The sequence below is a fragment of the Tunturiibacter gelidiferens genome, from assembly GCF_014201335.1.
GTDB lineage: Bacteria > Acidobacteriota > Terriglobia > Terriglobales > Acidobacteriaceae > Edaphobacter > Edaphobacter lichenicola_E.
The window spans coordinates 173,774-197,455 of sequence record NZ_JACHEB010000006.1 but is presented as its reverse complement, the minus strand read 5'-3'; the positions used below and the strand labels follow the sequence as shown (position 1 = coordinate 197,455).

Annotated in this window: 15 protein-coding genes; 10 read left to right on the top strand and 5 right to left on the bottom strand. The window is 56.3% G+C overall.

The window, feature by feature from the left end; translation table 11 throughout:
- Positions 1 to 613: 613 nt before the first annotated feature.
- Positions 614 to 3,229, bottom strand: coding sequence for a hypothetical protein (locus tag HDF14_RS14085; protein ID WP_183977753.1), 2,616 nt, complete (start codon positions 3,227 to 3,229; stop codon positions 614 to 616).
- A gap of 283 nt (positions 3,230 to 3,512) precedes the next feature.
- Here HDF14_RS14085 and HDF14_RS14080 point away from each other — a divergent pair, with 283 nt between their 5' ends.
- The 3 genes from HDF14_RS14080 to HDF14_RS14070 all read left to right on the top strand — a co-directional run bounded on the left by HDF14_RS14080 (position 3,513) and on the right by HDF14_RS14070 (position 8,306).
- Complete coding sequence (locus tag HDF14_RS14080; RefSeq protein WP_221304693.1) at positions 3,513 to 4,385, top strand: sugar phosphate isomerase/epimerase family protein; 873 nt, start codon at positions 3,513 to 3,515, stop codon at positions 4,383 to 4,385.
- A gap of 24 nt (positions 4,386 to 4,409) precedes the next feature.
- Entirely contained in the window at positions 4,410 to 5,273 is an 864-nt protein-coding gene (locus HDF14_RS14075; RefSeq protein ID WP_183977751.1) for a TIM barrel protein, read from the top strand.
- A gap of 102 nt (positions 5,274 to 5,375) precedes the next feature.
- On the top strand, positions 5,376 to 8,306 hold the full coding sequence (locus HDF14_RS14070; protein ID WP_313899580.1) for a sensor histidine kinase: 2,931 nt from the start codon (positions 5,376 to 5,378) through the stop codon (positions 8,304 to 8,306).
- Positions 8,307 to 8,319: 13 nt separating this feature from the next.
- Here the strand turns inward: HDF14_RS14070 and HDF14_RS14065 are convergent, their stop codons facing one another.
- Entirely contained in the window at positions 8,320 to 10,830 is a 2,511-nt protein-coding gene (locus HDF14_RS14065) for a glycoside hydrolase family 2 TIM barrel-domain containing protein (protein ID WP_183977749.1), read from the bottom strand.
- 263 nt (positions 10,831 to 11,093) lie between these two features.
- On the opposite strand from HDF14_RS14065, the gene HDF14_RS14060 reads away from it, so the two are divergent.
- The 3 genes from HDF14_RS14060 to HDF14_RS14050 all read left to right on the top strand — a co-directional run bounded on the left by HDF14_RS14060 (position 11,094) and on the right by HDF14_RS14050 (position 14,715).
- On the top strand, positions 11,094 to 13,118 hold the full coding sequence (locus HDF14_RS14060) for a hypothetical protein (protein WP_183977747.1): 2,025 nt from the start codon (positions 11,094 to 11,096) through the stop codon (positions 13,116 to 13,118).
- Positions 13,119 to 13,123: 5 nt separating this feature from the next.
- Complete coding sequence (locus tag HDF14_RS14055; RefSeq protein WP_260698277.1) at positions 13,124 to 13,996, top strand: alpha/beta hydrolase; 873 nt, start codon at positions 13,124 to 13,126, stop codon at positions 13,994 to 13,996.
- A gap of 98 nt (positions 13,997 to 14,094) precedes the next feature.
- Complete coding sequence (locus HDF14_RS14050; RefSeq protein ID WP_260698276.1) at positions 14,095 to 14,715, top strand: response regulator; 621 nt, start codon at positions 14,095 to 14,097, stop codon at positions 14,713 to 14,715.
- Between the two features lie 8 nt (positions 14,716 to 14,723).
- Here HDF14_RS14050 and HDF14_RS14045 read toward each other — a convergent pair whose 3' ends face one another.
- Complete coding sequence (locus tag HDF14_RS14045; protein WP_183977741.1) at positions 14,724 to 15,569, bottom strand: aldo/keto reductase; 846 nt, start codon at positions 15,567 to 15,569, stop codon at positions 14,724 to 14,726.
- The gene (locus HDF14_RS14040) at positions 15,562 to 18,051 is read right to left on the bottom strand and encodes a beta-galactosidase (protein WP_183977739.1); all 2,490 of its coding nucleotides are present in this window, start codon (positions 18,049 to 18,051) and stop codon (positions 15,562 to 15,564) included. The genes HDF14_RS14045 and HDF14_RS14040 overlap by 8 nt, the downstream gene beginning before the upstream one ends.
- A gap of 207 nt (positions 18,052 to 18,258) precedes the next feature.
- On the opposite strand from HDF14_RS14040, the gene HDF14_RS14035 reads away from it, so the two are divergent.
- The 3 genes from HDF14_RS14035 to HDF14_RS14025 are packed head-to-tail and all read left to right on the top strand — an operon-like array spanning position 18,259 to position 21,224.
- Complete coding sequence (locus HDF14_RS14035; RefSeq protein ID WP_183977737.1) at positions 18,259 to 19,329, top strand: galactitol-1-phosphate 5-dehydrogenase; 1,071 nt, start codon at positions 18,259 to 18,261, stop codon at positions 19,327 to 19,329.
- Positions 19,326 to 20,147, top strand: a complete 822-nt coding sequence (locus tag HDF14_RS14030; protein WP_183977735.1) for an SDR family NAD(P)-dependent oxidoreductase — start codon at positions 19,326 to 19,328, stop codon at positions 20,145 to 20,147. The genes HDF14_RS14035 and HDF14_RS14030 overlap by 4 nt, the downstream gene beginning before the upstream one ends.
- A gap of 36 nt (positions 20,148 to 20,183) precedes the next feature.
- A complete protein-coding gene (locus HDF14_RS14025; RefSeq protein ID WP_313899579.1) occupies positions 20,184 to 21,224 on the top strand; it encodes a ComEC/Rec2 family competence protein in 1,041 nt (346 codons plus the stop codon).
- On the opposite strand, the gene HDF14_RS14020 is transcribed toward HDF14_RS14025, so the two are convergent.
- Entirely contained in the window at positions 21,221 to 22,483 is a 1,263-nt protein-coding gene (locus tag HDF14_RS14020; RefSeq protein WP_183977731.1) for an MFS transporter, read from the bottom strand. The genes HDF14_RS14025 and HDF14_RS14020 overlap by 4 nt on opposite strands.
- 197 nt (positions 22,484 to 22,680) lie before the next feature.
- Here HDF14_RS14020 and HDF14_RS14015 point away from each other — a divergent pair, with 197 nt between their 5' ends.
- Positions 22,681 to 23,682: a VOC family protein gene (locus HDF14_RS14015; RefSeq protein WP_183977729.1), complete on the top strand. Its 1,002-nt coding sequence runs from the start codon at positions 22,681 to 22,683 to the stop codon at positions 23,680 to 23,682.

Sequence of the window (23,682 nt, the reverse complement as noted above, 5' to 3'; positions counted from 1 at the left end):
TCGGGTTTAGATTTTCGTATTGTGGGCATTTTTTTTGAGGTGGTTCTACTGGTGTAGAAGTTGGTATTTTGCGGGGATATTTGAGAGAATTGGGTGTTACAACGTGGTTTTTTTGTGGTGGGATCGTGGTGTTTTGCATGGTAATCGTGGTGCTTTAGCATCACTCTTTTTGGTTTCGAAAATAGTGACACGGCTGGAAGGTTTATTTTTGGATGGGTGTGAGTATGAGCTGCAGGTGTTTCCTGAGTGTAGGCTGCTCAGGCCTTCGGTCACTTCTTGCTCTACCCCTTCTCCGATTTACCCTCCACTCATCTTCTAATCTCTTTGCCGCTCGTGGTTGGGGACGCCTTGTTTCATGAGACGACGATTTCACGGTTGATTGTTCTGGTGTTTGCAGAGCATCGTGGGCACGCCAGCTTCGACGTGTGAGCCAGTATGTACGAGTGGCGTAAACGACATGATGCTGCTTGAGGCTCGAGATGTAGGAGCCTCGCTTTGCTTGTTTGTTCGCTAGAAGGGATGCTCGTGAGCCGTAGAAAGCATGATGCGGGTTGACAGTTAGTTGCCTGCCATCGAGGTAGCTCCTCTGCGAGCTACCTGATGGCAAGCTTATTTATTGTGCGACTAGTTTTATGGGGCTGATTTCGATCCAGGGATCGTCCTGGGTTTCTGTATGGTTGGCGGGGTCTACTTTTTGACGGTGCGATAGCTGGAGACGCTCTACGTTGGCTAGTCGAACCTTGTCTTCCGGGGTGCCGCGTCCTTCGGCGGGATCGCACCAGTAGAGCCACCACATGCCCGGGTAACCATGGGGAAGCTTGACGCTACGGCTGACAGTCAACTGATCCAATGGAATGTTGAACTGCTGCCACTCTGTTGTCAGGTCGAGATTGGTAGTCCATCCGGTTCCATCGATCTCTACAAGGGTGAGCCACGCCTGCTTGTGGTTGGCGCTGGCGCGAGCGCGGAAGGAGAGGACCTTGCCGGCGGAGTCGGAGTAATGGCGATCGACGATGCGGTCGTTGATGATCGCCGAGAGGCTGTAGTCCTCGAAGGCAGGATCCGACTTGAGCGGGAGACGCAGCTTGAGGCTGTCGTCTCCATTGGAGGAAGCGATCGTCATCTGCGGCTCGCGGACAGAGTCGCTGACTCGCGTGAAGGACATTCGCTGGCGATCGGTTGCGGGATCGAAGAGGGTCAGCGCGTCATGAGATTGAACGACTTCATCCTTGACGAAGCCGCCGTCAGCGGGGAAGCGGGTGGTTGCGCCGTCTAATGAGGCTTCGACTGCAAACTCGATAGAGCCGGGAGTGAGAGTTGATGCAGGTACGGTCGCAGAGTAGTCATATCCTCCTGAAGAACTCATGGGATATGAAGAGATTTGTTGCGTGCCTGATTGGCGGATCTTTAGGGTGATGTTCGATGCGGAGGATGGTGCGACGAACTGGGCGGTGATGCGAGTGTCTTGACCGCTTAGATACTGGCTCTGCGTTTTGAGCAGGATCTGCGGGGGCAGAGAAGGGGCTTCGGGGCAGACATACTCTCGGAAGCCTATGTCTCCGAGCTTTTCGGGGAGTGCGGCGAGATTTACGTTCTTCGATCGGCTGAGGAGGTAGACGCCGGGACGGATGGTGAAGCTCTTGTCGTGCGCCTCGGTCTTGTAGGTGTTTCCTTCGTTGAGGGCTTGTATGGTGAAGCTCTTTCCGAGACCGGGAAGAGAGACTGCTATGGGCCAAGGGCGATTGACGAGGCGCCATTTGATCTGGTCGATGGCTGGATGGACGAAGGGATCGCTGACCATTACCGAGTCGGGATAGATCTCGAGCCGCCACTCGTCTGCGGAGATTTTGTCGAGAAAGTAGATGCCCTGGCCGGGATAGGTGACGGTGGAGGAGGAGCCATGGCCGACGATTTGCTTGAGCGCGGCTGGTTTGACTGGTGTGCTGCGAGTCGTGTTCGAGTACATGAACTTGTCGTCAGCGTTCATCTCACTTAGGTCTTCCTCATAGCTGACGCGGAATGGGCCGAAGTTTTTATTTGCCGGGTAATTACCGTAGCTGGTGCCTCGCGGCGTGCGCTCAAGAACCTGTGCCGCGATGATGGCGCTGACGGCTTTGCCGGGGGTGTAGATCATGTTGAGGTTGTGAGTTGCCCAACCTACGTTTGTGGCTCCTGCGATGACGGCGTCGTAGGTAAACATGGTCATGGACTGGACGCCAACCTCGCGGTAAGCACGGGCCATCGCGGGGTACATGTATGGCTCTACGAGGCTGGCGGTGTCGAACTCGTAGACAATACGGGGCATTTTGCTGATGATGGGATTTTTTAGCGGGTTGTAGTGATCGACGGTCCTGAGATAGTTGCCCGGCATGTTGACGCCGTAGAGGAGGCTGGTTGGATACCAGGCTGCGGTTACACCCTGAACGTGCGACGCAGCGATGGCAGGCGCGATGGCCTCGTCCTGCATGAGGTTGAAGAAAAGAAGTTTTTTGCAGCCAGTGGAAAGAACGGCATCCGCGAGGGCGTTGATGTAGGCGACTGAGCCCTTGAAGTCTTCGGCATGATCGATGGGCTCGTTGATGAGTTCGACGAAGAGGATAGAAGGCTCGTCCTTGAGCGCGACGTGGGTGTAGGGATTGATGTGGTTCATCGTCTGCTGGAGGAAGTTGACTTGCGCGGCGATGGCTTTGGGATTGGTTCCCAGCTCATCTTTTTTGTAGAAGTGCTCGAAGCCGCGAAGCTTGTCTGTCTGTTCTTTCGGAATGGACGGCCTGTAGGTGTGCATGGGAGTGAGGAGGAAGTAGATTCCTCTCTCTCGTCCTTTTGCGATGAGGTAGTCCATGAGATCGACGTGATCGTTCTGGATGAGATTGCCTTGTTCGTCACTGCTCTCCCAGTCTCCCCAGGTGGCGAGCCGGATGATGTGCCAGCCCATGCGAGCGAAGTGGGCAAGATCCTGGTCGATGGCTTTGTGGCGGTCTTCGGTGTCTTTGGCGTAGAAGCCGACGGTCATGTAGTCGTGGGCGGACATGGGGGAGTAGTTGGTGCCAAGCAGCCTGACTTCGGAGTTGTCGTCAGTCCAGCGGACGACACCCTGATCGTCGAGCCGCACGGACCGTATGTGGTCTGCCTGTGCGAGGCAGATCCCTGAAGTTGCGGCAAGAGCAAGGAGGAGGAGAGGCTTAGACGGCAGATTCCAGTTACGGGCAGCGGAAAGGAAGCGACGCATTGTGTTTTCTCGTGAAGGTTCTGGTTTGTGGAAGAGGGGTTGCAAATGAGACCGACACATTGTTGTGAAGATTTTCCAAGCTTAGAAAACTGCAAGCGAATGGTAGGATTCGATGGGTTCAGGTGTCATCCTCCTAAAGTCGAACGGTGTCTTTTCTGTGACGGGCTCGAAATTGAAGAGGAGAGAGTTTGCGAAAGAGGTGCGCTCCGACTTTCGTCGGATTCGCGACGCGGGGCGGAGGGCATAAGGTGATCGTCGCTAAGACTGAGGGGATGCGAGGGTTATGAGTTTGTATACGAGGCGGTGGTTTGTTGCGTGCGGAGGAGCGGCGGCGATGGCAGCGCGGCCGATGCTGTCGTTGTCGGCGAGTGTGCCGATTGGTCTGCAGCTCTACACTGTGGGCGATGAGTTACAAAAGGATGTAACGGGAACGCTGAAGAAACTACGCGCGATTGGATATGCGAGGGTGGAGTCGTCGGGATTTGCGGGATTGGGAGCCAGGGAGTTTCGGGTTCGTCTGGACCAGGTTGGACTGACCTGTCTGAGCGCACATATGCCTTTGGGCGACGGCGACTTGGGGCACTTGTTCGACGATGCCCACGCGGTTGGCGCGCATTATGTGGTGAGTTCTGCGCAACTACCGAAGAGACAGGAGGGGCAGGAGGCGACGGTTGAGGACTACGCGATGCTGGCGGAGCGACTGAACGAGATTGGGAGACAGGCGAAAAAGGCGGGATTGCAATATGCGTATCACAATCACAACTTCGAGTTTAAGAAGCTGCAAGGCGGTCAATCCGGTTATGACATTTTGCTGACGAAGACTGATCCGGAGGCGGTTGCCTTCGAGCTGGACTGCGGGTGGGCGGTGTCGGCAGGCGTAAATCCGGCTGATTATTTTGTGCGAAATCCTGGACGCTTTCGGATGCTGCATGTGAAGGATTTTGTGGCGACGCCTGCGCCGATTTATTCGCTCGCCAAGGATCAGAGACCGCAGGGTACGGAGCTGGGCCGAGGACATATCGATTACAAGCCGATTCTTGCGGCAGCGGCGAAGGCGGGAATCAAGGACTACTACATTGAGCAGGAGCCGCCGTTTATTTCGATGACGGCGATGGAAGCAGTTGGAGTGGATTATCGTTATCTGCGTGCGATCTAGATCGCGCTGCCGTTTGGGAGAGAGATGAACCGTCGAGCGTTTGCTCAAATGATGACCGCTGCGTTGGCGAAACCTGGGTGGCTTCACGCCAGAGGGACTACGGCGAAGGGTGTGCGGTTTTCCTTTATGCTGTGGGCGCTGGAGATTCAGGCCCCTTTCGACCGCTGCGTGGAGATTGTTGCTGAGGCGGGTTACCAGGGGATTGAGCTGACGGGAGAGTTTCAAAAGTGGTCGCCGGAGGAGCGGCGGCGGGTGATGGCGAGACTGCGTTCGCTGGGGCTGGTGGTGGATTCGATGAGTGGGGTTCGAGCCGGGTTCGCGGTGGCGGAGGAGACGGGGGCTTTTCGCGAGCAGTTCGTCGAACATCTGCGTTATGCGAAGGAGCTGGAGTGCCCCCAGGTGATTCTGCTGTCCGGCAAACGTGTTGCGGGAGCAGCGGGGCAGCGTGAGACAGCGGTTGAGAATCTGAAGCGTGCGGCGGAGATTGCGGCGAAAGAAGGCGTTGAGATCGTGATCGAGCCGATCGACTTGATTGAGAATCCACCGATCTACCTGGCGAGCGTGCGCGATGGGTTCGAGATTGCGCGCGCGGTGAATATGCCACAGGTGAAGGTGCTTTATGACTTCTACCATGAGCAGAGGAGCTTCGGAAACCTGATCGAGAAGCTCGAGAAAAATGTGGACATGGTGGGGCTGGTTCATATAGCGGACGTTCCGGGAAGACATGAGGCGGGGACCGGAGAGATCGACTATACGACGATCTATCGTAAGCTGGCGGAGCTGAAGTACAACCGCTGGATCGCGATGGAGTACTACCCTACGGAAGATCCGGTGGCTTCGCTGAAGAAGACGAAGGCGGAGGCGCAGAGGGCGCTTGGGACGGTTTAGGGGCGTTTGTTCCTGTTGGCCGGTAAGGCGTTATAGAATCGAGCGTCGTCTACGACGGCCGAAACGAATCGCTTGCCAGTTCAGAGAGACAGGATCGCGGGAGTGCGGGCTTCCATGTTAGGGCTGTTGCTCCTGCTGATGATGACTCATGGGATGTTTGGCGTGAGTCCCGCGCAGCCGCAGTACACGCGGACCGTGTGGAGGGTGCAGGATGGTCTGCCCGAGGACACCGTTCAGGCACTTGCTGAGACGAAAGATGGGTATTTGTGGGTGGGAACGACGGGTGGCCTGACGCGCTTCGACGGGACTAGGTCTTCGATGTACGAAGCGTCGTCGTCCATGCCAGCGTTAGGGGTGAATAGCATCTTCTGCCTGGAGCCCTCGGGCGACGGCGGTTTGTGGATCGGGGCCGAGGGCGGAGGGCTGCTGCATCTGCTGAACGGGCAGGTGAGGAGCTATGGGGTGGCGAGCGGTCTGACGGACGGCTTTGTGAGGGCTGTGCTTGAGGATCGGCAAGGGACAGTGTGGGTAGGCACGGATAACGGGCTCTTCAAGGTTAAGGGGAACAGGGTGGAGCGCGTGGAGATGGCGGCGGGAATGGGACCGCTGGCGGTTCACGCGATCTCTGAAGACAGAGAGGGCAGGATCTGGGTGGGAGGCTCGCGGCTTCTCACTATCGAAGACGGGAAGCTTCATTTTTATGATTTGCCGGGAAGTTATAGCAGCAACCGGGTCAAGACGGTTCTGCAGACGACGGATGGAGCGCTGTGGGTGGGGACGGTCAATGGCCTGGAACGGCTGGAGGGTGAAAAGTTCAAACGCGTGCCGGAGGTTGAAGGCACTGTGCGTACCCTGAAGCAGGCAGCCGATGGGACGTTGTGGATCGGCACGATCGGAAATGGTCTGTGGACTTATAAACAGGGGGTGTTTTCGCACCTTACGGGACTGTTGCCGAGCAATACAGTCCTAAAGATCTTTGAGGATGCCGATCACCAGATATGGCTGGGCCTGCAGGCAGGACTGGTTCGGCTCAACCAGACGTCCGTACATGTCGTACCGTTGCCGGGCGGCGCGGATGCGGATTTTGCGACGATCTCGGGGAACGGTGACGGAAGTCTTTGGGCAGTGAGCTCTGGAGTTTATAAGATCAGTGACGGCGTGGCCCGGCCTTATCAGTTCAAGGAGCTGCCGGGGGTGATGGTGCGGAATGTGTTTCGCGACCATGAAGGAGATCTGTGGGTCGGCACCGATGGTAGCGGCGCTTTTCACATCACGAAGCATGGGACCGTGCACTACTCGGCGCCGCGCGAGCTTACAAACAATTTTGTGAGGGGGTTTCTCGAGACTCGCCGGGGAGAGGTGTGGATCGGTACCGACGAGGGTCTAAGTCATGTGACACCGCAGGGAATGCGCAAGCTGACGATGAAGGATGGTCTGGTTCACTTCAGTATTCGCAGCCTGTTCGAAGACCATACGGGGGATGTCTGGATCGGCACGGAGCAGGGGCTCAGTCACTGGCATGAGGGCCGGTTCGTCAAGGATGTGGCGACGGAGACGTTGCGGCAGGAGAAGGTGTGGTCGATCTACGAGGATCTGACTCATACGATCTGGTATGGGACGCGAGACCATGGGCTCTTTCGGTACCAGGATGGACAGATTGCGCACTTCAGCACTGCGCAGGGCCTGGTGAGCAACAGCATCTATCAAATACTGGAAGATCCTCACCGGAGATTCTGGCTAAGTGGCCCGAACACGATCTCATCAATGGATGAACGGCAGCTGCACAAGGTTCCGATATCTGCGGATCATCTGAGCGTGTCGCTGTACACGATGCCGTACGGTGCGGAGGATGCACAGATGTACGGCGGACGTCAGCCCTCAGGGTACCTGGCTCCGGATGGGAGCGTCTGGTTTCCGAGCAGTAAGGGGCCAACGCATATCGTGCTGGATAGTCCTTCTGCTCCGTCGCTGCCGCGCATCACGCTGCAAAGTGTAACGCTGGATGGGAGGAGCCTTCCTTTTGCGGGCACGGTTGAGTTGCCCGCAAGAATGACTCGCCTGGAGTTCGGTTATGCGCCTCTTTCGTTACAGCCGCAGGGCGGAATCCGTTACCAATACAGACTGAAGGGGTTTGATAAAGGCTGGGTGTATGCGGGTACCAATCTGACCGCCTCGTATACAAACCTCCCTGCGGGCTACTATCGCTTCGAGGTGGAGGCGTTTGACGTAGGCGATCCTGCAAGGGTGATGGAGGCTCACGTGGAGGTGCATCGCGAGCCATTTCTGTGGCAGACCTGGTGGTTCCTCGTGCTGAGCGTGGCAGTCCTGCTGCTATTGACGTGGGTCATCTACCGGCTTCGGATGCACCAGGTAAGGCTACGATTCAAAGCGGTTCTGGAAGAGCGCGGGCGACTGGCACGGGAGATGCATGACACTGTGATTCAGGGATGCACCAGCGTATCGGCGTTGCTTGAGGCAGTTGCGAGCCGACGACAAGAGCCGAACCCGGTAGTCGAGGACTTGCTGTCCCACGCAAGGACACAGGTTCGCGCGACTATCGATGAGGCCCGCTATGCGGTGTGGAATTTGAGGCACGATGATGGCGAGGCGATTGATCTGCCGACTTCGATCGAGGCAATCTCAAAGCAGACTACCAAAGAGTTTGAAGTTGAGGTGGATTGTAAGGTAGAGGGCGAAGTCTACTCTGTACCGGGATCGATCTCGAGGGAACTTTTGATGGTTGTAAGGGAGGCTGTGTATGACGCGGCTCTGCATGGACAACCGAACAAGATATCGATTACGACTTGCTATGATGCGAAACGTCTGAGCATCCTTGTGGTCGATGACGGTGTCGGGTTTCAGACCGGAGTTGTGCCTGCCGAGGGACACTATGGGATCATCGGCATGTATGAACGCATGAAACGCGTCTCGGGAGAATTTGAGCTGACGAGCGAGCCCGGAAAGGGAACGCGTGCAGAGCTGTCTATCGCACGACCGGCGCTTGTGTTGAAGAAGGCCGAGGCATGGCGATGAGACGCAGCAGTTTTCAGCTCGCGTTGATTGTGATGTCCGCAGAAGTCAGCGAAGGGCTAGAGGCGAAGAGGGTTATCGCGCCGGCAGTACCACTGGACTGAAGGAGAACGAGCGCGAGACCGCTGAAGGCGCGCCGACTCGTGGCCTTATATGGTTCGTGGCTGTCCGGTTGACCGTTGTCAACACCGAGAATTCGACCCGCTCCCTTTACGGAGAAGGTGATCTCGTCGTTGGCTGTAGGTACGACCTGTCCCTGTTCGTCGACGATCGAAACCGTGATGTGAGAGAGATCCTCGGGCGAGGTGCGAATGCGATTGTGGTCGGCTGTAAGCAAAATTTTAGCCGGAACACCTGTAGTCTTTCTTTCAAAGGTAAGGATGACTTTGCCATCCTTGACGCCCCTGGCAGAGAGCACTCCCGCGGCGTAGGGGACGTCCCAGGTGATATGGAGATCTGCAGTTGTTTGAAGGGCTTTTGCGCGAGGTGGGTAGTTACCATAGGTCCCCACCATTCCTGGCCGTGGGAAGGCATAGCCTTTAACGCCAAGACTTTTTCCATTGAGGAAGAGCTCCACGGTGTCACAGTTGGTGTAGCAGGTGACGGGAATTGTCCTGCCTTCCTGACCTGCCCAGTTCCAGTGCGGCGAGAGGTGAAGAACTGGTTCTCTCGTCCAGAGACTTTGATAGAAGTAAAAGATGTCTTTTTTAAAACCGCAGGTATCTAGCGGGCCCGTTGCCGCGAGTTTATTTGGCCAACGTGCTTCTCCGAGATAGTCGATGCCCACCCATATGAAGTCTCCGGATACGTAATCATAGGTCTGAATGAATTTCTGCAGTTGCTCTACCTCGATGGCGTTGTTGGAGGTTCGCTCGAAGAAGAGATCGTCCGACTGATCGACTGCGTAGACTCCGCGCGCACCGTAGGGAGCGGTCGTTTCGGTGCCAACAAATCGGCGTTGCGGGTAGTCGTGACGATCGATACTATAGGCCTTTTCGCGGCGGTCACGCCATCTATCCACGTAGTTGTAACCGACTACGTCGAGCTTGTCGAGGAATGCCGGGAGCGCAGCTTTAGGCTCTGCGGCAATCTGATCGCACGCGACGGTGATAAGTCGCGTCGGATCGTTTTTGCGAATGATGTCCATAAGAGTCTGCAAAGTCGCGGGTCCCTGTGGGTCGCTCTGATCCGGCACTTCGTTGCCTGCGCTCCAAATGACGATGGAAGGATGGTTTCTGTCGCGTTCGATCATTGCTGTCATATCGCGCTCGGACCATTCATCGAAGTATTTGTGATAACCAAATTCGGGAGTCTGCAGTTTTGGTTGTCTCCACTCATCGAAGGCTTCGGCCATGACTAGGAAGCCCTTGCGGTCGAGCATATCTAACAGCTCCGGCGCAGGGGGATTGTGGCTTAGCCGGATCGCGTTGCAGCCCATCTCCTGAAGTAACTGCAGGCGGCGTTCCCAGATGCGTTCGGGAACCGCAGTGCCAACTGAGCCTCCGTCGCCGTGGATGCAGACGCCTTTCATCTTAATGTGTTCGCCGTTGAGGAGAAAGCCGCGGTCGACGTCGAATTGGACAGAGCGTATGCCGAAGGTAGTTGTCTGCTGATCGATTTGCGTGTCGCCAGTGCGGATGGTGCAGCGAGCCTGGTAGAGATGCGGCGTTGCTGGCGACCAAAGCGAGGGAGCAGCAATGGTGAGCTGCTGGTCCACTAGCGCATCGGCTCCCTTCGAAAGCGAATGTGACGTTGTCGCGTGCTGGATGACGTTGCCAGATGGGTCGAGGATCTCGGTGGTCAGGCTGAGATCTGTGTCTTGCGTACCGAGGTTGGAGAGATGCGCCGAAACCATGATCGTGGCAGTCTGCGCATTGACAGAAGGCGTGCGCACCCAAATGCCCCACTGAGCGATGTGAACTGGATCCGTGATACGGAGCCACGTGTGGCGATAGATTCCGGAGCCCGAGTACCAGCGACAGTTAGGCTGAAGCGAGTTATCGACGCGAAGAGCAATGTGGTTGAGGCGGCCCAAGGGAGCCAGATGCGGCGTTAGGTCATAGGAGAAGCCGATGAAGCCGTAAGGCCGCATCCCCAGGAAGGTTCCGTTGATCCAGACCTCGCTGCGCTGATAGACACCATCGAACTCAAGCACGATTCGCTTTTGCCTGGCAGACGGAGGCAAAACGAAACTCTTGCGATACCATCCGATTCCAGTGGGTAGATAGGCGCCGTTTCCTTTTGCAGGAGCGTGTTCATCGAAGGAGCCTTCAATGCTCCAGTCATGAGGCAGATCTAGCGTGCGCCATGTGGCGTCGGCGAATGTAACTTTGTCTGCATCCGGAGCATCGCCCTGGAAGAAGCGCCATTGTTGATCGAAGTTCGATCTTCTGGTGGCGATGGACTGAGTTTTCCGGGGAGATGAGGTGGTGGCTGCAGTGACGGGTGTGGCGACTCCTAGGGCGGAGGCTGCTGCAACCAAGGCTGTATCGCTCAGAAAATCTCTGCGTGTGAGGCGGGAAGACATAGTAGGGCAGCCTTTCGGGTCTTTTGACCATGGAGGTAAAGCGTAGCGTGTGGCTACCGGATGCGAATCCGACGAAAGTCGGATTCGCGCGATGTGATGCTGAGCGTAGGCTTGTCGCGCACTTAGAGAGGCAGAGGTGATCGTGGATGAAGAGCCGGCGATTTTTGATAACCGCCGCGGCTGCTATTGCATTGGCAGGTGGCAGTCTGATTATAGGGCAGCTCGTGAGTGCGCAAAGCGAGTCATTGATGAAGCCGTTCAGCATGGATCATAGACGAGGTGCGTTGGCGCGGTCGCCGGTGGATGTCTCGTTCCTGCTCGATGCGCCAGCCGGTAAGCATGGCTTCATTCAGATGAAGGATGGTCACCTGGCGACGGGTGATGGCAGACGGATCAGATTCTGGGGAGTGAACATCACCGACTGGAGCAAAGGATCGCAGCAGATTCCTTCGAAAGAGGACTCGGTCTTTCTGGCTTCAACGCTCGCTCGGTTTGGAGTGAACAGTGTTCGGTTCCAGTTTCTCGATCTCGACGTTCCACGTGGATTGCTTAAGAAACAACGAACCGACGTGGAGATCTTCGATGCGGATGCGCTGGACCGCGAGGACTATTTTATTGCGGAGCTGGAGAGGCGAGGGATCTATATCGACTTCAACCTCCTAGTGGGCAGACGGTTCCTTGCCGAGGAAGGCGTCAAGGATGTTGATCTCCTGCATCAGGGATCGAAGGGAACTTCGCTCTACGATACGAAGATGATCGAGCTACAGAAGGAGTATGCGAAGCAGCTTTTGACACATCGAAACCCTTACACAAAACTCACTTACGTTGAAGACCCGGCGGTGGCGATTGTTGAGATCAATAATGAGAATGCGATTAGTACCGGGTTTCGCGCGCCATCGGAGTTTTACCGTGATGAGTTGAGGGGGCTGTACAACGAGTGGCTTGCTAAGCATCGCAGCGTAGCGGAACGAGAGCGGTTGCGCCAGGTGTGCGAGGTCGCAGGAGAGGCAGCTGTGCCCTTGATGGAGCGCAAGACACAGGTCGCGCAGGCGCCGACTGAGAGGTTTTATGCGGAGGCCGAGTTCTACAACGATCTACAGCGGGATTATTTTCTCGAGATGAAAAAGTATCTTCGAGAGAGGCTGAAGTCGCGATCGTTGATTATTGCGACTGCAGATCATAGTCACGCAAACAGCGGTTACCCGATTCTGCGGGCGACAACCGGCATGGATATTATCGACGGTCATACTTACTGGCAACATCCTGAGTCTTACGTCAGGAAGCTACCGATGGTAAACGATCCTGAGAACTCCACTGTGGTTGAGCTTTCCCGGTCGGCGCTTGCCGGCAAGCCTTACACGGTAAGTGAGGTCAACAATCCTTTTCCGAATGATTATGCGGGGGAGGGGATTCCAATTCTTGCGGCGTATGCGGGTTTGCAGGATTGGGATGCAATCTACTGGTATACGTTTGAGCCGAAGAGCGATCCGGTATGGAAGCCTTATGTCGGGGATGCGTTTGATATCTCTCTTGACCCACTGAAGATGCCGGAGCTGGCTGCGGGAGCACTTGAGTTCCTACGGGGCGATGTGGCAAAGGCTCGTACGACCAGTGAGCGGTCGTATTCGGAGCAGGAGGTCTTTGACAGTATGTTGATTCCGACCACGGAGAGGCCGTATTACACCGATGGATTTCCGTTGACTCTTCCGCTGGAGCATGAGGTGCGGATCTCTTCGCTCAGTGGGCCGCCGACAGGTACGTTCGTAAAATCTATCGCGAGCAACACGATCGTCTCAGACACCCATGAGCTCAAGTGGTCACTGGACGAGGGGCACACGAACGGTTTGGTGACAGTAAACACTCCGAACAACCAGGCTTTGATCGGTTTTGTGAAAGAGCATGGAGCCATCTCGTTGCAGAATATGAGTGCGGAGACGAACAATCATTTTTGCACGATATGGTTGAGTTCGATGGATGCATTGCCAATTGCGAAGAGTGCAAGGCTGCTGCTGGTTGCGGGCGGGCGTGCGGAAAATACAGGGCAGCGATGGAATACCGCTAGAACGGGTGTGATCTCTCTGGGAGAGTCGCCAACACTGGTTGAGCCAGTGACGGGCTTGCTCACCCTGAAAGGACTTGAAGGCGCCCGGAGCGTGAAGATTCAAGCGATCGATGGGGCTGGCCAGTCGCTGGGCGCTCCGGTGGAAGTACGCAAAGAGCAGGGCACATGGAAGGTTCCGTTAGGTACTATCACCACAACCTGGTATGAGATTACGGTGGAGCGATGATGAGGATGAAGAGGTTCTTTCGAGTAGGAGGAATGGCGTTAGGGCTGATTGCGATGACCGCCCTGGGGCAGAGTGCGAACGGACATCTGACAGTACAACTATGGGCAAACAGCGCGCCGGACTCGCAGGGCTCGACGCCTGAGACGATGCGCGTGGCCCCGGAAGGTGATCACGTCATCACACATGTGGATCAACCGTCGATCACGGTTTATTTGCCTGGTGCGGATAAGGCGACTGGTGCGGGGGTGGTTGTGATTCCCGGCGGAGGGCATAGCGAGTTGTGGATCGATCATGAGGGGTATGCGGTTGCGGAGTATCTCAGTAGCCATGGCGTCGCCGCGTTTGTGCTGAAGTACCGACTGGCTCGGGAGAAGGGTTCGACTTATACGGTCGAGGGAACTGAACTCGGAGACGTTCAGCGGGCGATTCGCACGGTGCGAAGCAGGAGCGAGGAATGGGGTGTGGATAAGGCTCGTATTGGGGTAATCGGTTTCTCAGCGGGAGGAGAATTGGCGGCCCTGGCCAGTACCCGCTCCGACTCTGGAAAGCAGGACGCAGCGGATGCAGTGGATCACGTGAGTTCGCGACCCGATTTTCAGGCGTTGATCTATCCGGGATTGCCACATGACAGCCGACTAACGGCTGACACCCCGAAGGCGTTCCTTGCATGCGGAGCGATGGACCAGGCCAGGATTTCGCAGGGGCTGGCGGAGTATTACCTCGCCCTGGCGCGACTGAAGGTGCCAACGGAGCTGCATATATATGCCGGTACAGGCCATGGCTTCGGTATACGTAGCAACAATCCAAAGCCGGTGGCGGATTGGCCGGAGTTATTTCTTGATTGGATGGCGACAGAGAAGTTGTTGAGGCACACGTAACGGGCGGGAAGACGACAAGTCGACGTCGGGCGAGAGAGTATCGCTTTGTATTCTGCAGGCGTAAAATTTTCAACGACTGGAGTACACGGATGTCAGAGATGCGAAAGATTCGAGTGCTTATTGTCGACGACCATCCTCTGATGCGGGTTGGGGTCGCTGCGATTATCGATGGGCAGGCCACGATGATGACGGTTGCTCAGGCAAGCACGGGCGAAGAGGCAGTTGAACTTTATGAGCAGCATCGACCTGACGTTACTCTGATGGATCTTCGCCTGCCGCAGATGAGCGGTGTGGAGGCGATACGCACCATCCGGCAGCGGCATCCGCAGGCGCGGTTCGTTGTGCTAACGACCTACGAGGGCGACGAGGATATTCATCAGGCGCTTGAAGCGGGGACGCAGGGGTACATCATCAAAGGCATGCCGTACGATTTGCTGCTGCAGGCGCTCGAACGCGTGCATGCAGGCGGACGATTTCTGCCGCCTCCGATCAAGCGGGCCCTCGCCTCACGCATGCCGGACTCCGATCTGAGCCATCGCGAACGGCAGGTTCTCGAGCTGCTGGTAGCAGGCAAGAGCAACAAGGGAATTGGAGAGCTTCTAGGTATTACCGAGGCGACTGTAAAGAGCCATGTCAGCACGATCCTGATGAGATTGAACGCGGAGGACCGGACGCAGGCTGTGGTGTCGGCGTTGCAGCGTGGGCTGGTTCATTTTTAAAACGATCTCTACGACGTCGGCTCACAGAGTACAGCCTGGTGGAAGGCCGTCCAGTTCTCATGCAGGTGCTCCGCGGATTTTGTGCCTGTGAGCACGACCCCGTCGAAGGTTGCGCGGTTGAGGAAGTTGAATGCGGCGTGCTTGGTGATGGGCTGTTCGGCGTATAGGAGGCTGCCCATGGCAAAGGGGCGGTTCGTAACGACCAGAATGCCTGCGTCGGTGGCTTGTCTGACAACTTCATGGAACTGAAGCGACGAGGGATTCAGTGGCAGTTGCAGGACGGAGAGGTTCTGCAGATCGAGGGCGATCGCTGTGGATTCGAGATCGCTGACACTGGCACCCAGGTTACGAATTCCAAGCGACTCCGCATGCCGGAAGACACGGTGCAGATCGGAGCTGCGAAGGGCGGCGGCGGTTGTCTTGTGCAATTGAAGGATGTCGATCTTCCCGAGGCGCTCGAGGCTGTCGTCGAGGCTGCGGAAGAGGGCGTCGTAGCGGTGATCCACGAACGGCTGCTGGCGGGCTGCATCCCAGTGCTCCCCGAATTTGGTGGCGATGGTGAGAGAGGCTCGTTGAATCGGCGTGAGACTGCGGAGGAAGCCGGAGAAGCGCTGCTCGCTGACGCCGTAGGAGGGAGCTGTGTCGAAGTAACGAATGCCCAAAGAGAATGCGGTTTCAAGAAGCTGTCGGACGCTGGCTTCATCAGGAACTGAGTCGTTGGCATGGCCCCACGGTTTTCCGATGCCGATAAGACCGAGGCCAAGGGTGAGACGGCGGCCAACGGAGGGAAAGAGTGAGTTCGGGAGTGACCAACGTTGCGGGGATTGGGTGGTTGCAGCACGCAGATCAGTCATGGGTTGTCGGTAGCGTGAGTTTATATTGCGGGATGAGCTGAACGGAGCGTAGTTGCTCAGTCTGACCGGTGGCCGGGATTGTCTTGCGAATGCGGTCTTCGAGGAAGATGGGGCTGTCTCCTCGAAGTGGGAGTATCTGAAGGAGCAGATCGCCGGTCTGATTTCGATTCACAAACCGTTTCAAGCCGATCTTCCAGGGGTCTCCGTTGAAGAAGTTGTCGACGAGCAGATGGTGGTCGTTACTCAAACGAGCGATGTCACCAGTGTAATCGACACGCAAATAAAGATTGCCGAGATTGCTGAGCGAGGCGTTGGAGAGTGAGAGTTTCCATGCTGCGGCAGTCGCGGCGAAGGTGTCTTCAGCTGGGGCTTGTGGGACTCCTTGTGGCCGCCACGATGGTGGAGGGCCGATCTTTACCGGGGCCGCCGTTCCAGCCTGCTTGATCGGGGTGAGTGCCAGAGTTGGGTGAGCAACCGGTAGATGGGCAGATACGGTAGTCGTGCCGTTGGATTGTTGCTGAACTCTGGTTCTGCTGGCGGGAAAGGGCCACGCGTGACTGGCGGGGATCACAGTGAATTGGAAGGCGGGGTCTTCGTCGGACTGAAGCGTGACCTGCGAGTCACTGGCGAAGAACTGTTGTTGGGTTATGAGGAGATGTTCTTCGCCTTTGAGGCGTACCTTCCAGGCGTCCTCCGCGTGTTGCTGAGAGAGGATGAGGATTTGAGCGGGGGATCTGCCCTCGAACCTCAGGGAGAGTGTGGTGTCGAGGGCAGGGGGCAGATCTGTGGCCGTGATGATGCCATTAGCTCGCAGGATGCGACCGTGGGTTCCGTAAATGGTCATGCCAGGTTGGTCTACGAAGGAGAGTTCGCAGCGGATGCCTGAGAGACAAAAGAAGACAAACGTAGAGCCTGTGGGGTTGGCGAGTCGTGTGAAAAGTTGGGCCGTGCTGTAGCGCAGATGAGCGTTGCCCAATTGAAGATTGAAGGGCCAGACGAAGTACAAGCCGGTGGGAAGATCCACGGGCTGGTCGGGAAGAAGCAGCGTGCTGTTCGGGAGAGAGATCTTCAGTTGAAAGGAAGGACGTGAGGGCATGACGGCGCCGCGAACGTAATTGTTGACGAAGACGAAGCCGCGTTCTCCGCTGGAACGTACGGACAAGCGTGGCACGGACAGATCGGCAGGTGTCTTCGGGAGTTTGGAGGGTGGATGCGGAATCATGGGAGCGAGTTGATCGCCGAAGTCGTTGAGGAAATAATTCACGAGTTTAAGTTTGCGAAGGGACTCGCGTTCCTCGCCGAATTCACCGAGGGGAGCTTGAAAGTCGTAGGATTTGATGGGGACATCGGTGGGGTAGCCGGTTGCCTGCGACTCCTGAAGGGTAGAAAATTCGCCGTCGGGATTTTCGCCACCTTGAAACATGTAGGTGCCGTAGAGATCGACACCGGAGCCAAGCATGACAGGAAACATGGCGGCTACGTCATTGGCCGAGATGACGGGACGTCGATGGTACGTGTCTTCGATTCCTGCCCCCATCTCGGCGGTGATGAAGGGAGTGTCGGTTGAGGTGGTGTGGGCTGTTGCGCTACCGCCGATCATGCCCATGTTGCCTGCAACGCGACTGCCAAAACGGAAAGTATAGACTTCGCTGGCGGGGAGAGTTCCGGGCGACGCGTCCCAAGGCGCATCGGGATATCCGCCGAAAACAGGCAGGACCGCGCCGGAGGGGATGGTCGCGTTATCCCAGCCAGTCACGCTGTAGAGTGGCACATCGAGTCCGCTGGCGATAGCGAGTTGTTTGAGCTTGAGTATGTGCGCTTCTCCACCGTTCGCGGTGCGATTGGCGTATTCATTTTCAAGCTGGATGCCGATGACAGGGCCACCGTCTTTCCAGAGAAGGTCGTGGAGTTGCTCCCCGATAGCCCTATAAAAACCAGTCACATAATTGAGGTAGGTCGGATCGTTGACGCGTGTCGGTCCCTTGGCGATCAGCCAGTCTGGAAAGCCCCCGTTGCGCGCCTCGCCATGTGCCCATGGCCCGACTCGGACGTAGAGATACATATGATGTTTGGCGCAGAGTTGCGCGAAGCGACGAAGATCGCGGTCGCCAGTCCAGTTGAACTTGCCTTCGATCTCTTCGTGATGAATCCATATAACGTAAGTCGCGATGATGTTGACACCCGCAGCCTGCATTTTGAGAATCTGATCTTCCCATTCGTCGGCTGGAAGTCTGGAGAAATGGAATTCGCCCATCACGGGAAGCCAGGGGTTCCCGTCGAGGGTGAGATAGCGCTGATTCAAGCCGATGGTGTGTCCGTCAGGACTCCGAGCAGATCCGGGTTGAAATGACGATGGCGCCGGGTCGAGATAGGGAGAGGTCGCGTCAACCGTGATCGGGCCGACAGCTATCGACTGGGCGAAGAGGATGGGAGCAAGCAGAGTGACGAATATTGGTGCGATGATCTGCCTTGGGCTTAGCAATCGATAACCTCTGCGACATTGGATATCTGCGATGGAATTGACGCATCCTCCGAAGGATGGAGTGCGGCGAAAAAAAGAATCAACGATTGCATGAAACGCCGAGTAGATACTTCGTTTTGCTGCTTCAGCCTTGCTTCTCTATGATGGTGGCTGCAAGGGAGCGCCAGAATACAAGCGGTGGCTATTTTGCATAGCGGAGATTGCCTGATGAAAGCACTACTTCTCTCTGAATATAACGATCTTCAGGTGACCGAAATGGAACGCCCGGTACCGGGGGCGGATGAAGTGTTGGTAGAGGTTGCGGCATGCGGTATCTGCGGCAGCGATGTGCACGGTTACGATGGCTCCAGCGGCAGACGGATTCCTCCCATCGTGATGGGACATGAGGCGGCTGGTGTTGTGGCTGGCGTTGGCTCGCAGGTGAGCGGGTTGTCGGTCGGGGATCGTGTAACGTTCGATTCCACGGTTTATTGCGGAGAGTGCAGTTTTTGCCAGAAGGGCGAGGTCAATCTGTGCGATCACCGGGAGGTGATGGGGGTGTCATGCGGAGACTATCGCCGCGCGGGCGCGTTTGCAGAGTATCTTGTGGTGCCTGCCCGAATTATTTACAAGTTGCCGGAAAATTTTTCGTTCGTGGAGGCGGCGATGCTGGAGGCGGTGTCTGTCGCTCTGCATGGAGTTGCGGTGTCGGCGATGAAGGGCGATGAAGAGGTTCTGGTGATTGGCGCGGGGATGATTGGGCTGCTGTTACTGCAAGCAGCCAGGGCCGCGGGGGCAGCGCGAGTCTTCGTTTCAGACGTCGATGAGACGCGACTACGCCTCGCGAAGGAGCTGGGGGCCGATGCAACATTCTGTATGTCCGGGGCAGTGCTGATCGCCGAGATTGCTCGTGTCACCAAGGGCCGTGGTGTGGATGTTGCGCTGGAAGCGGTGGGGCGCGAAGAGACCATTCGAACGGCAATCGACTGTATGCGAAAGGGCGGCACGGTGACGCTGGTAGGGAACATCTCTCCGCAGGTAGCGTTGCCGCTGCAGAAGATTGTGTCAAGGCAGATACGGTTGCAGGGATCTTGCGCATCGGCGGGTGAGTATCCAGAGGCTATCCGGCTGATCGCAAACGGCGTCATCAAGGTGAAGCCGTTGATTACGGCGGTTGCCCCACTCGAGGAAGGATCGTCGTGGTTCTCACGCCTGCACGCGCGTGAGCCGAACCTGATGAAGATTGTGCTTGATCCTCGCATGCGAAAAGACGAGAAGAACGCGCAGGTGACACAGTGAGCTCGAAGTTATTTGATCTGACGGGACAGGTGGCATTAGTAACTGGCGCGAGCCGTGGGTTGGGCCAGTATCTGTCGCGGGCTCTTGCCGGAGCAGGCGCTGATTTGATTCTTACGAGCCGACGAAGAGAGGATCTGATACCTTTTGTCGGTGAGATTGAAGCGATGGGCAGGCGTGCTGTTCCACTGGCGTTGGATGTGAGGGATCAGAGCAGCATCGAGCAGATGGCGGAGGCCGCGTTCGCTGCTTATGGGAAGATTCATATCCTCGTGAATAATGCGGGATGCAATGTTAGGAAGCCAGCCTTCGAGGTGACCTGGGATGACTGGAATCTGATACTGGATACAAATTTGCGCGGCAGTTTTTTCGTCTCTCAGCAGATTGCAAAGCGGATGCAGGCGGAACAGTACGGTCGCATCATCAATATCGGATCGGTCACAAGCGTCTTCGGTTATGCGGGACTTGCACCCTATGGCGCGAGCCGCGGCGGCATCCGACAGCTCACGATGAGCTTGGCGGATGATTGGGGAAGGTATGGGATTACGGTGAACTGCCTTGCTCCTGGGTGGTTTGAGACTGCGCAAAACCGCGTGATGTACGAGAACAAGGAGTGGGTTGAATATCTCGTCGACCGAATTCCGCTGAAGCGGCCGGGAGAGCCGCACGACCTTGACGGCGCAGTTGTTTTTCTCGCGTCCGAGGCGAGCCGCTATGTGACAGGACAGACGCTTCTTATCGACGGAGGGATCTCCACCGGGGCCATGCGCGCCACGATCAACAAACCTTCTGCGAACGATGCCGGCATTAAGGAGAGCTAGATGATTCGAAGGGTCAGGTGTCTGCTACAAGGAGCAGTGGTTTCAATAACCGTAGGTTTTTTTTCTGGAACAGCGTCCACGCGAGTGCAGGCGCAAGACGCTCCACATGCCACCACAAACGGTAAGCTACGAATCTTCTTTGTCGATGTAGAGGGCGGTCAAGCTACGTTGTTTGTTTCGCCGTCTGGGGAGTCGCTGCTCATCGATGCAGGCTGGCCGGGTAACGATAGACGAGATGCGAATAGGATTGTCGCCGCGGCGAAGGAGGCGGGACTCAAAAAAATCGACTACCTGCTCATCACGCATTATCACGACGATCATGTTGGCGGCGTTCCGCAACTTGTAGCACAGATTCCTGTCGGAACTTTTATCGATCATGGTCCGAACCGGGAGCTCGATCATGGAGTTACGGAACATGGTTACGCTGAGTATCAGAGGGTTTTGGCTGCTACGGGAGCGCACCATATTGTGGCTCGGCCGGGTGATACGTTACCGATCCATGGGCTTGATGTGATCGTGGTCAGCGCGGATGGCAAGCTGATTTCCGAACCTGTGAAGGGCGGAGGTCAGGCGAACTCCTTCTGTAAAGGCTCCGAGACTCGTCCTGCCGATAATACCGAGAATGGCCGATCGCTTGGAGTTTTGCTTGCCTTCGGCAAGTTGAAGGTTCTCGATCTCGGCGATTTGACCTGGGATAAAGAAAGGGAACTGATGTGCCCGACCAATAAGCTTGGACGTATCGATATCGATGTTGTTTCCCATCATGGCTGGTATCAGAGCAATAGTCCGGCGCTGATCGATGCGATCCGTCCTCGCGTTGCCATCATGGATAACGGTGCGAAGAAGGGTGGCTCAATCCCTACTTTGGAAACGATTACGAATACGTCGGCACTCGAACGTTTGTGGGAGCTTCACTTCTCGGAAGAAGGTGGACCCCAGTTCAATACTGCAGAAAGATATATTGCTAACCCTCCTGGCGAGGACGGTCATTCTCTCGAAGTGAGTGCAGATCATGATGGGAGCTTTGAGGTTCGCAATTCGAGCACCGGCTTTACGGAGAGATATCCCGCGCGTTAAGTCCTGATGATCTCAGGAGCGATCTGCCTGATCTCTCCCAGCAGGAAGATATAACTCAAGACCCCAATGACCACGTAGATAGCGGAGATGCGGAAGGCCCAGACGTAACTGTGGGTCGCCGCGACGAGATAGCCGGTGATGATTGGAGCGGCAATGCCGGAGATCTGATTGGAGAAATTTACGATACCTCCAACAGTTCCGACGCTGCCCTGCGGAGCGATCATAGAGGGTATCGACCACCCCACCGGAGCTGCCGCGGCGAGGCCTCCGATTGAGACGCTGATCCAAATGAGCGCCCGTGTCGGCGTATGCGCGTTCGAAGCACCCAGAATCCCGAGCCCGAACGCGGTTCCACAGACGAGCACTGTCTTGCGGACGCGGCTTGCATTCCATCCCCGTTGAATGAGTGCGTCAGATCCCCAACCTCCGAGGAGGTCGGTGCCTGTTGCGATCAGCCAGGGTACTCCAGTGTAGAGAAAGGAATGCAGCAGATCGATGTGTAGTGTTGAAGAGAGATAACTAGGCAGCCAGGTAAGCAGGAGGTAAAAGACATAGTTATACGATCCGAGACCAAGAGCCAGACCGAGAACTTTTCGTTGTCGTAGCATGTATCCCAGAGAGGATGGCGGCGCGGCTTCCGCGCGCTGTTCCGATTCGTCTGCGATGTAGGTTCGTTCTTCAAGGCTCAGATCCGGATCTTCATTGGGATCGCGATAGAACCTCCAGAAGACAGCGAAGTAGAGAAGGCTTAGAACTCCGGTCATAGCGAAGCTCCAGCGCCATCCGACACGCAAAAGCAGAAGGCCGAGAAGGGGCACCCCGATGGCAGAGGCGAACTTGGCCGCGGCATCAAAGAGCGACGTTGCAAGGCCGCGTTCAGATTGGGGGAACCAATAGCCGATCGCCTTTGCATTTGCGGGAAACGTTGGAGCCTCCCCAACACCGAGTAAAAGACGAGCGCCGAAAAAGCTGCCGACCCCGGGGGAAAGTGCAGCCCCGAAGGAGGCCATACTCCAGAGCAAGATACTTACGCGGCCGATTCGCTTGACGCCGAGTCGATCCAGAAGCAGGCCGACTGGAAGCTGACAGAGAGCGTATGTCCAGTTATAGGCTCCTGAGAGATAGCCAAATGCAATATCGGAGATGCCGAAGGTTGAGTACAACGCAAGATGAGAGACGGAGAGGTTGACCCGGTCAAAGTAATTGACAAGAACTCCAGCAGCCAGGAGCCATGCAATGCTCCATCGGCGCCGGCCCATAGGGTGTGCCCGCTTAGGTATCACGATCGGTTGTCCAATGGCATTGAGGTGCACTCCAACTTTTGCCGGATTCGCGTTGTAAGCGTGAGAGCGTACCGTTCTCCCGTTCTGTTATACATGCGTTGCGACCGTAGGGAACGATGGGGAATGTATGTCGAGGAATACTCACAGTAACTAATGTAAAAAGGATGAATACGATGATTGCTGTCACAAGACGCTGCTCTTGCGAGCGCGTTGGCAGGTCCAGCTTTCTGCGTTGGATAAGCGCCCTCGGAGATTACTTTCTTTATAGAGTGACGATGTTCCTGATTGTGGCTACAGCGCCGCTCACTGCCCAGAGACCCACCATCACGGGCATCTCTCATGTTGTCTTCTATGCGGATGACATGGCACAGTCTGTAACCTTTTATGAACAGTTGCTCGGGTGGAAGTATGTGCCCACAGGCGAGACGAACAATGCCCCTCGTTTTTATCCAAACCACGCGCAATATGTAGAGCTTCTTTCACCACCCGTTGCGGGACAGGATCATCGGCTGGACCTTGTGGGCTTTGCTACAAACGACGCTGACGGACTCCGGAGGTTTCTTGCAGCCAAGGGCCTGCCTGTTCCGGATTCAGTAAAGACAGAGCCGGATGGAAGCCGCAGCTTTCTCGTTCACGACCCAGAGGGCAATCCGGTTGAGTTCACAGAGGAGGGCAAGAAGTCGCCTACATCTCCTTCACCCGCTGCGCTGGGACACCGCCTGAGCACTCATATCATGCATGCAGGATATGTCGTGAAGGATCGCGTTGCACTCGACCACTTCTACAAAGATCTATTGGGATTTCATCTTTACTGGCAGGGCGGAGCGAAAGAGGGTGATATCGACTGGGTGATGATGCAGGTGCCTGATGGGAGTGATTGGATCGAGTACATGCTCTATCTGCCGATAAACCCTTCGCGCGCTGCGCTGGCCAGTGCAGATCATATAGCACCTGGAGTCGACAGCGTGGCTACGCTGCAACGTCAGTTGGAAGAGCGTGGCTGGAAAGCGCAAGCCGGGAAGAATCCGCAGGTGCTTGGCGTCGATGGGAAACTACAGCTTGACTTGAACGACCCGGATGGCACGCGGATTGAGTTCATGGAATTTCATACAACGCGGACGCCGTGCTGCTCGTCTTTCACGGGCAAACCGCCGACGGCTTCTACGGATTGGTAG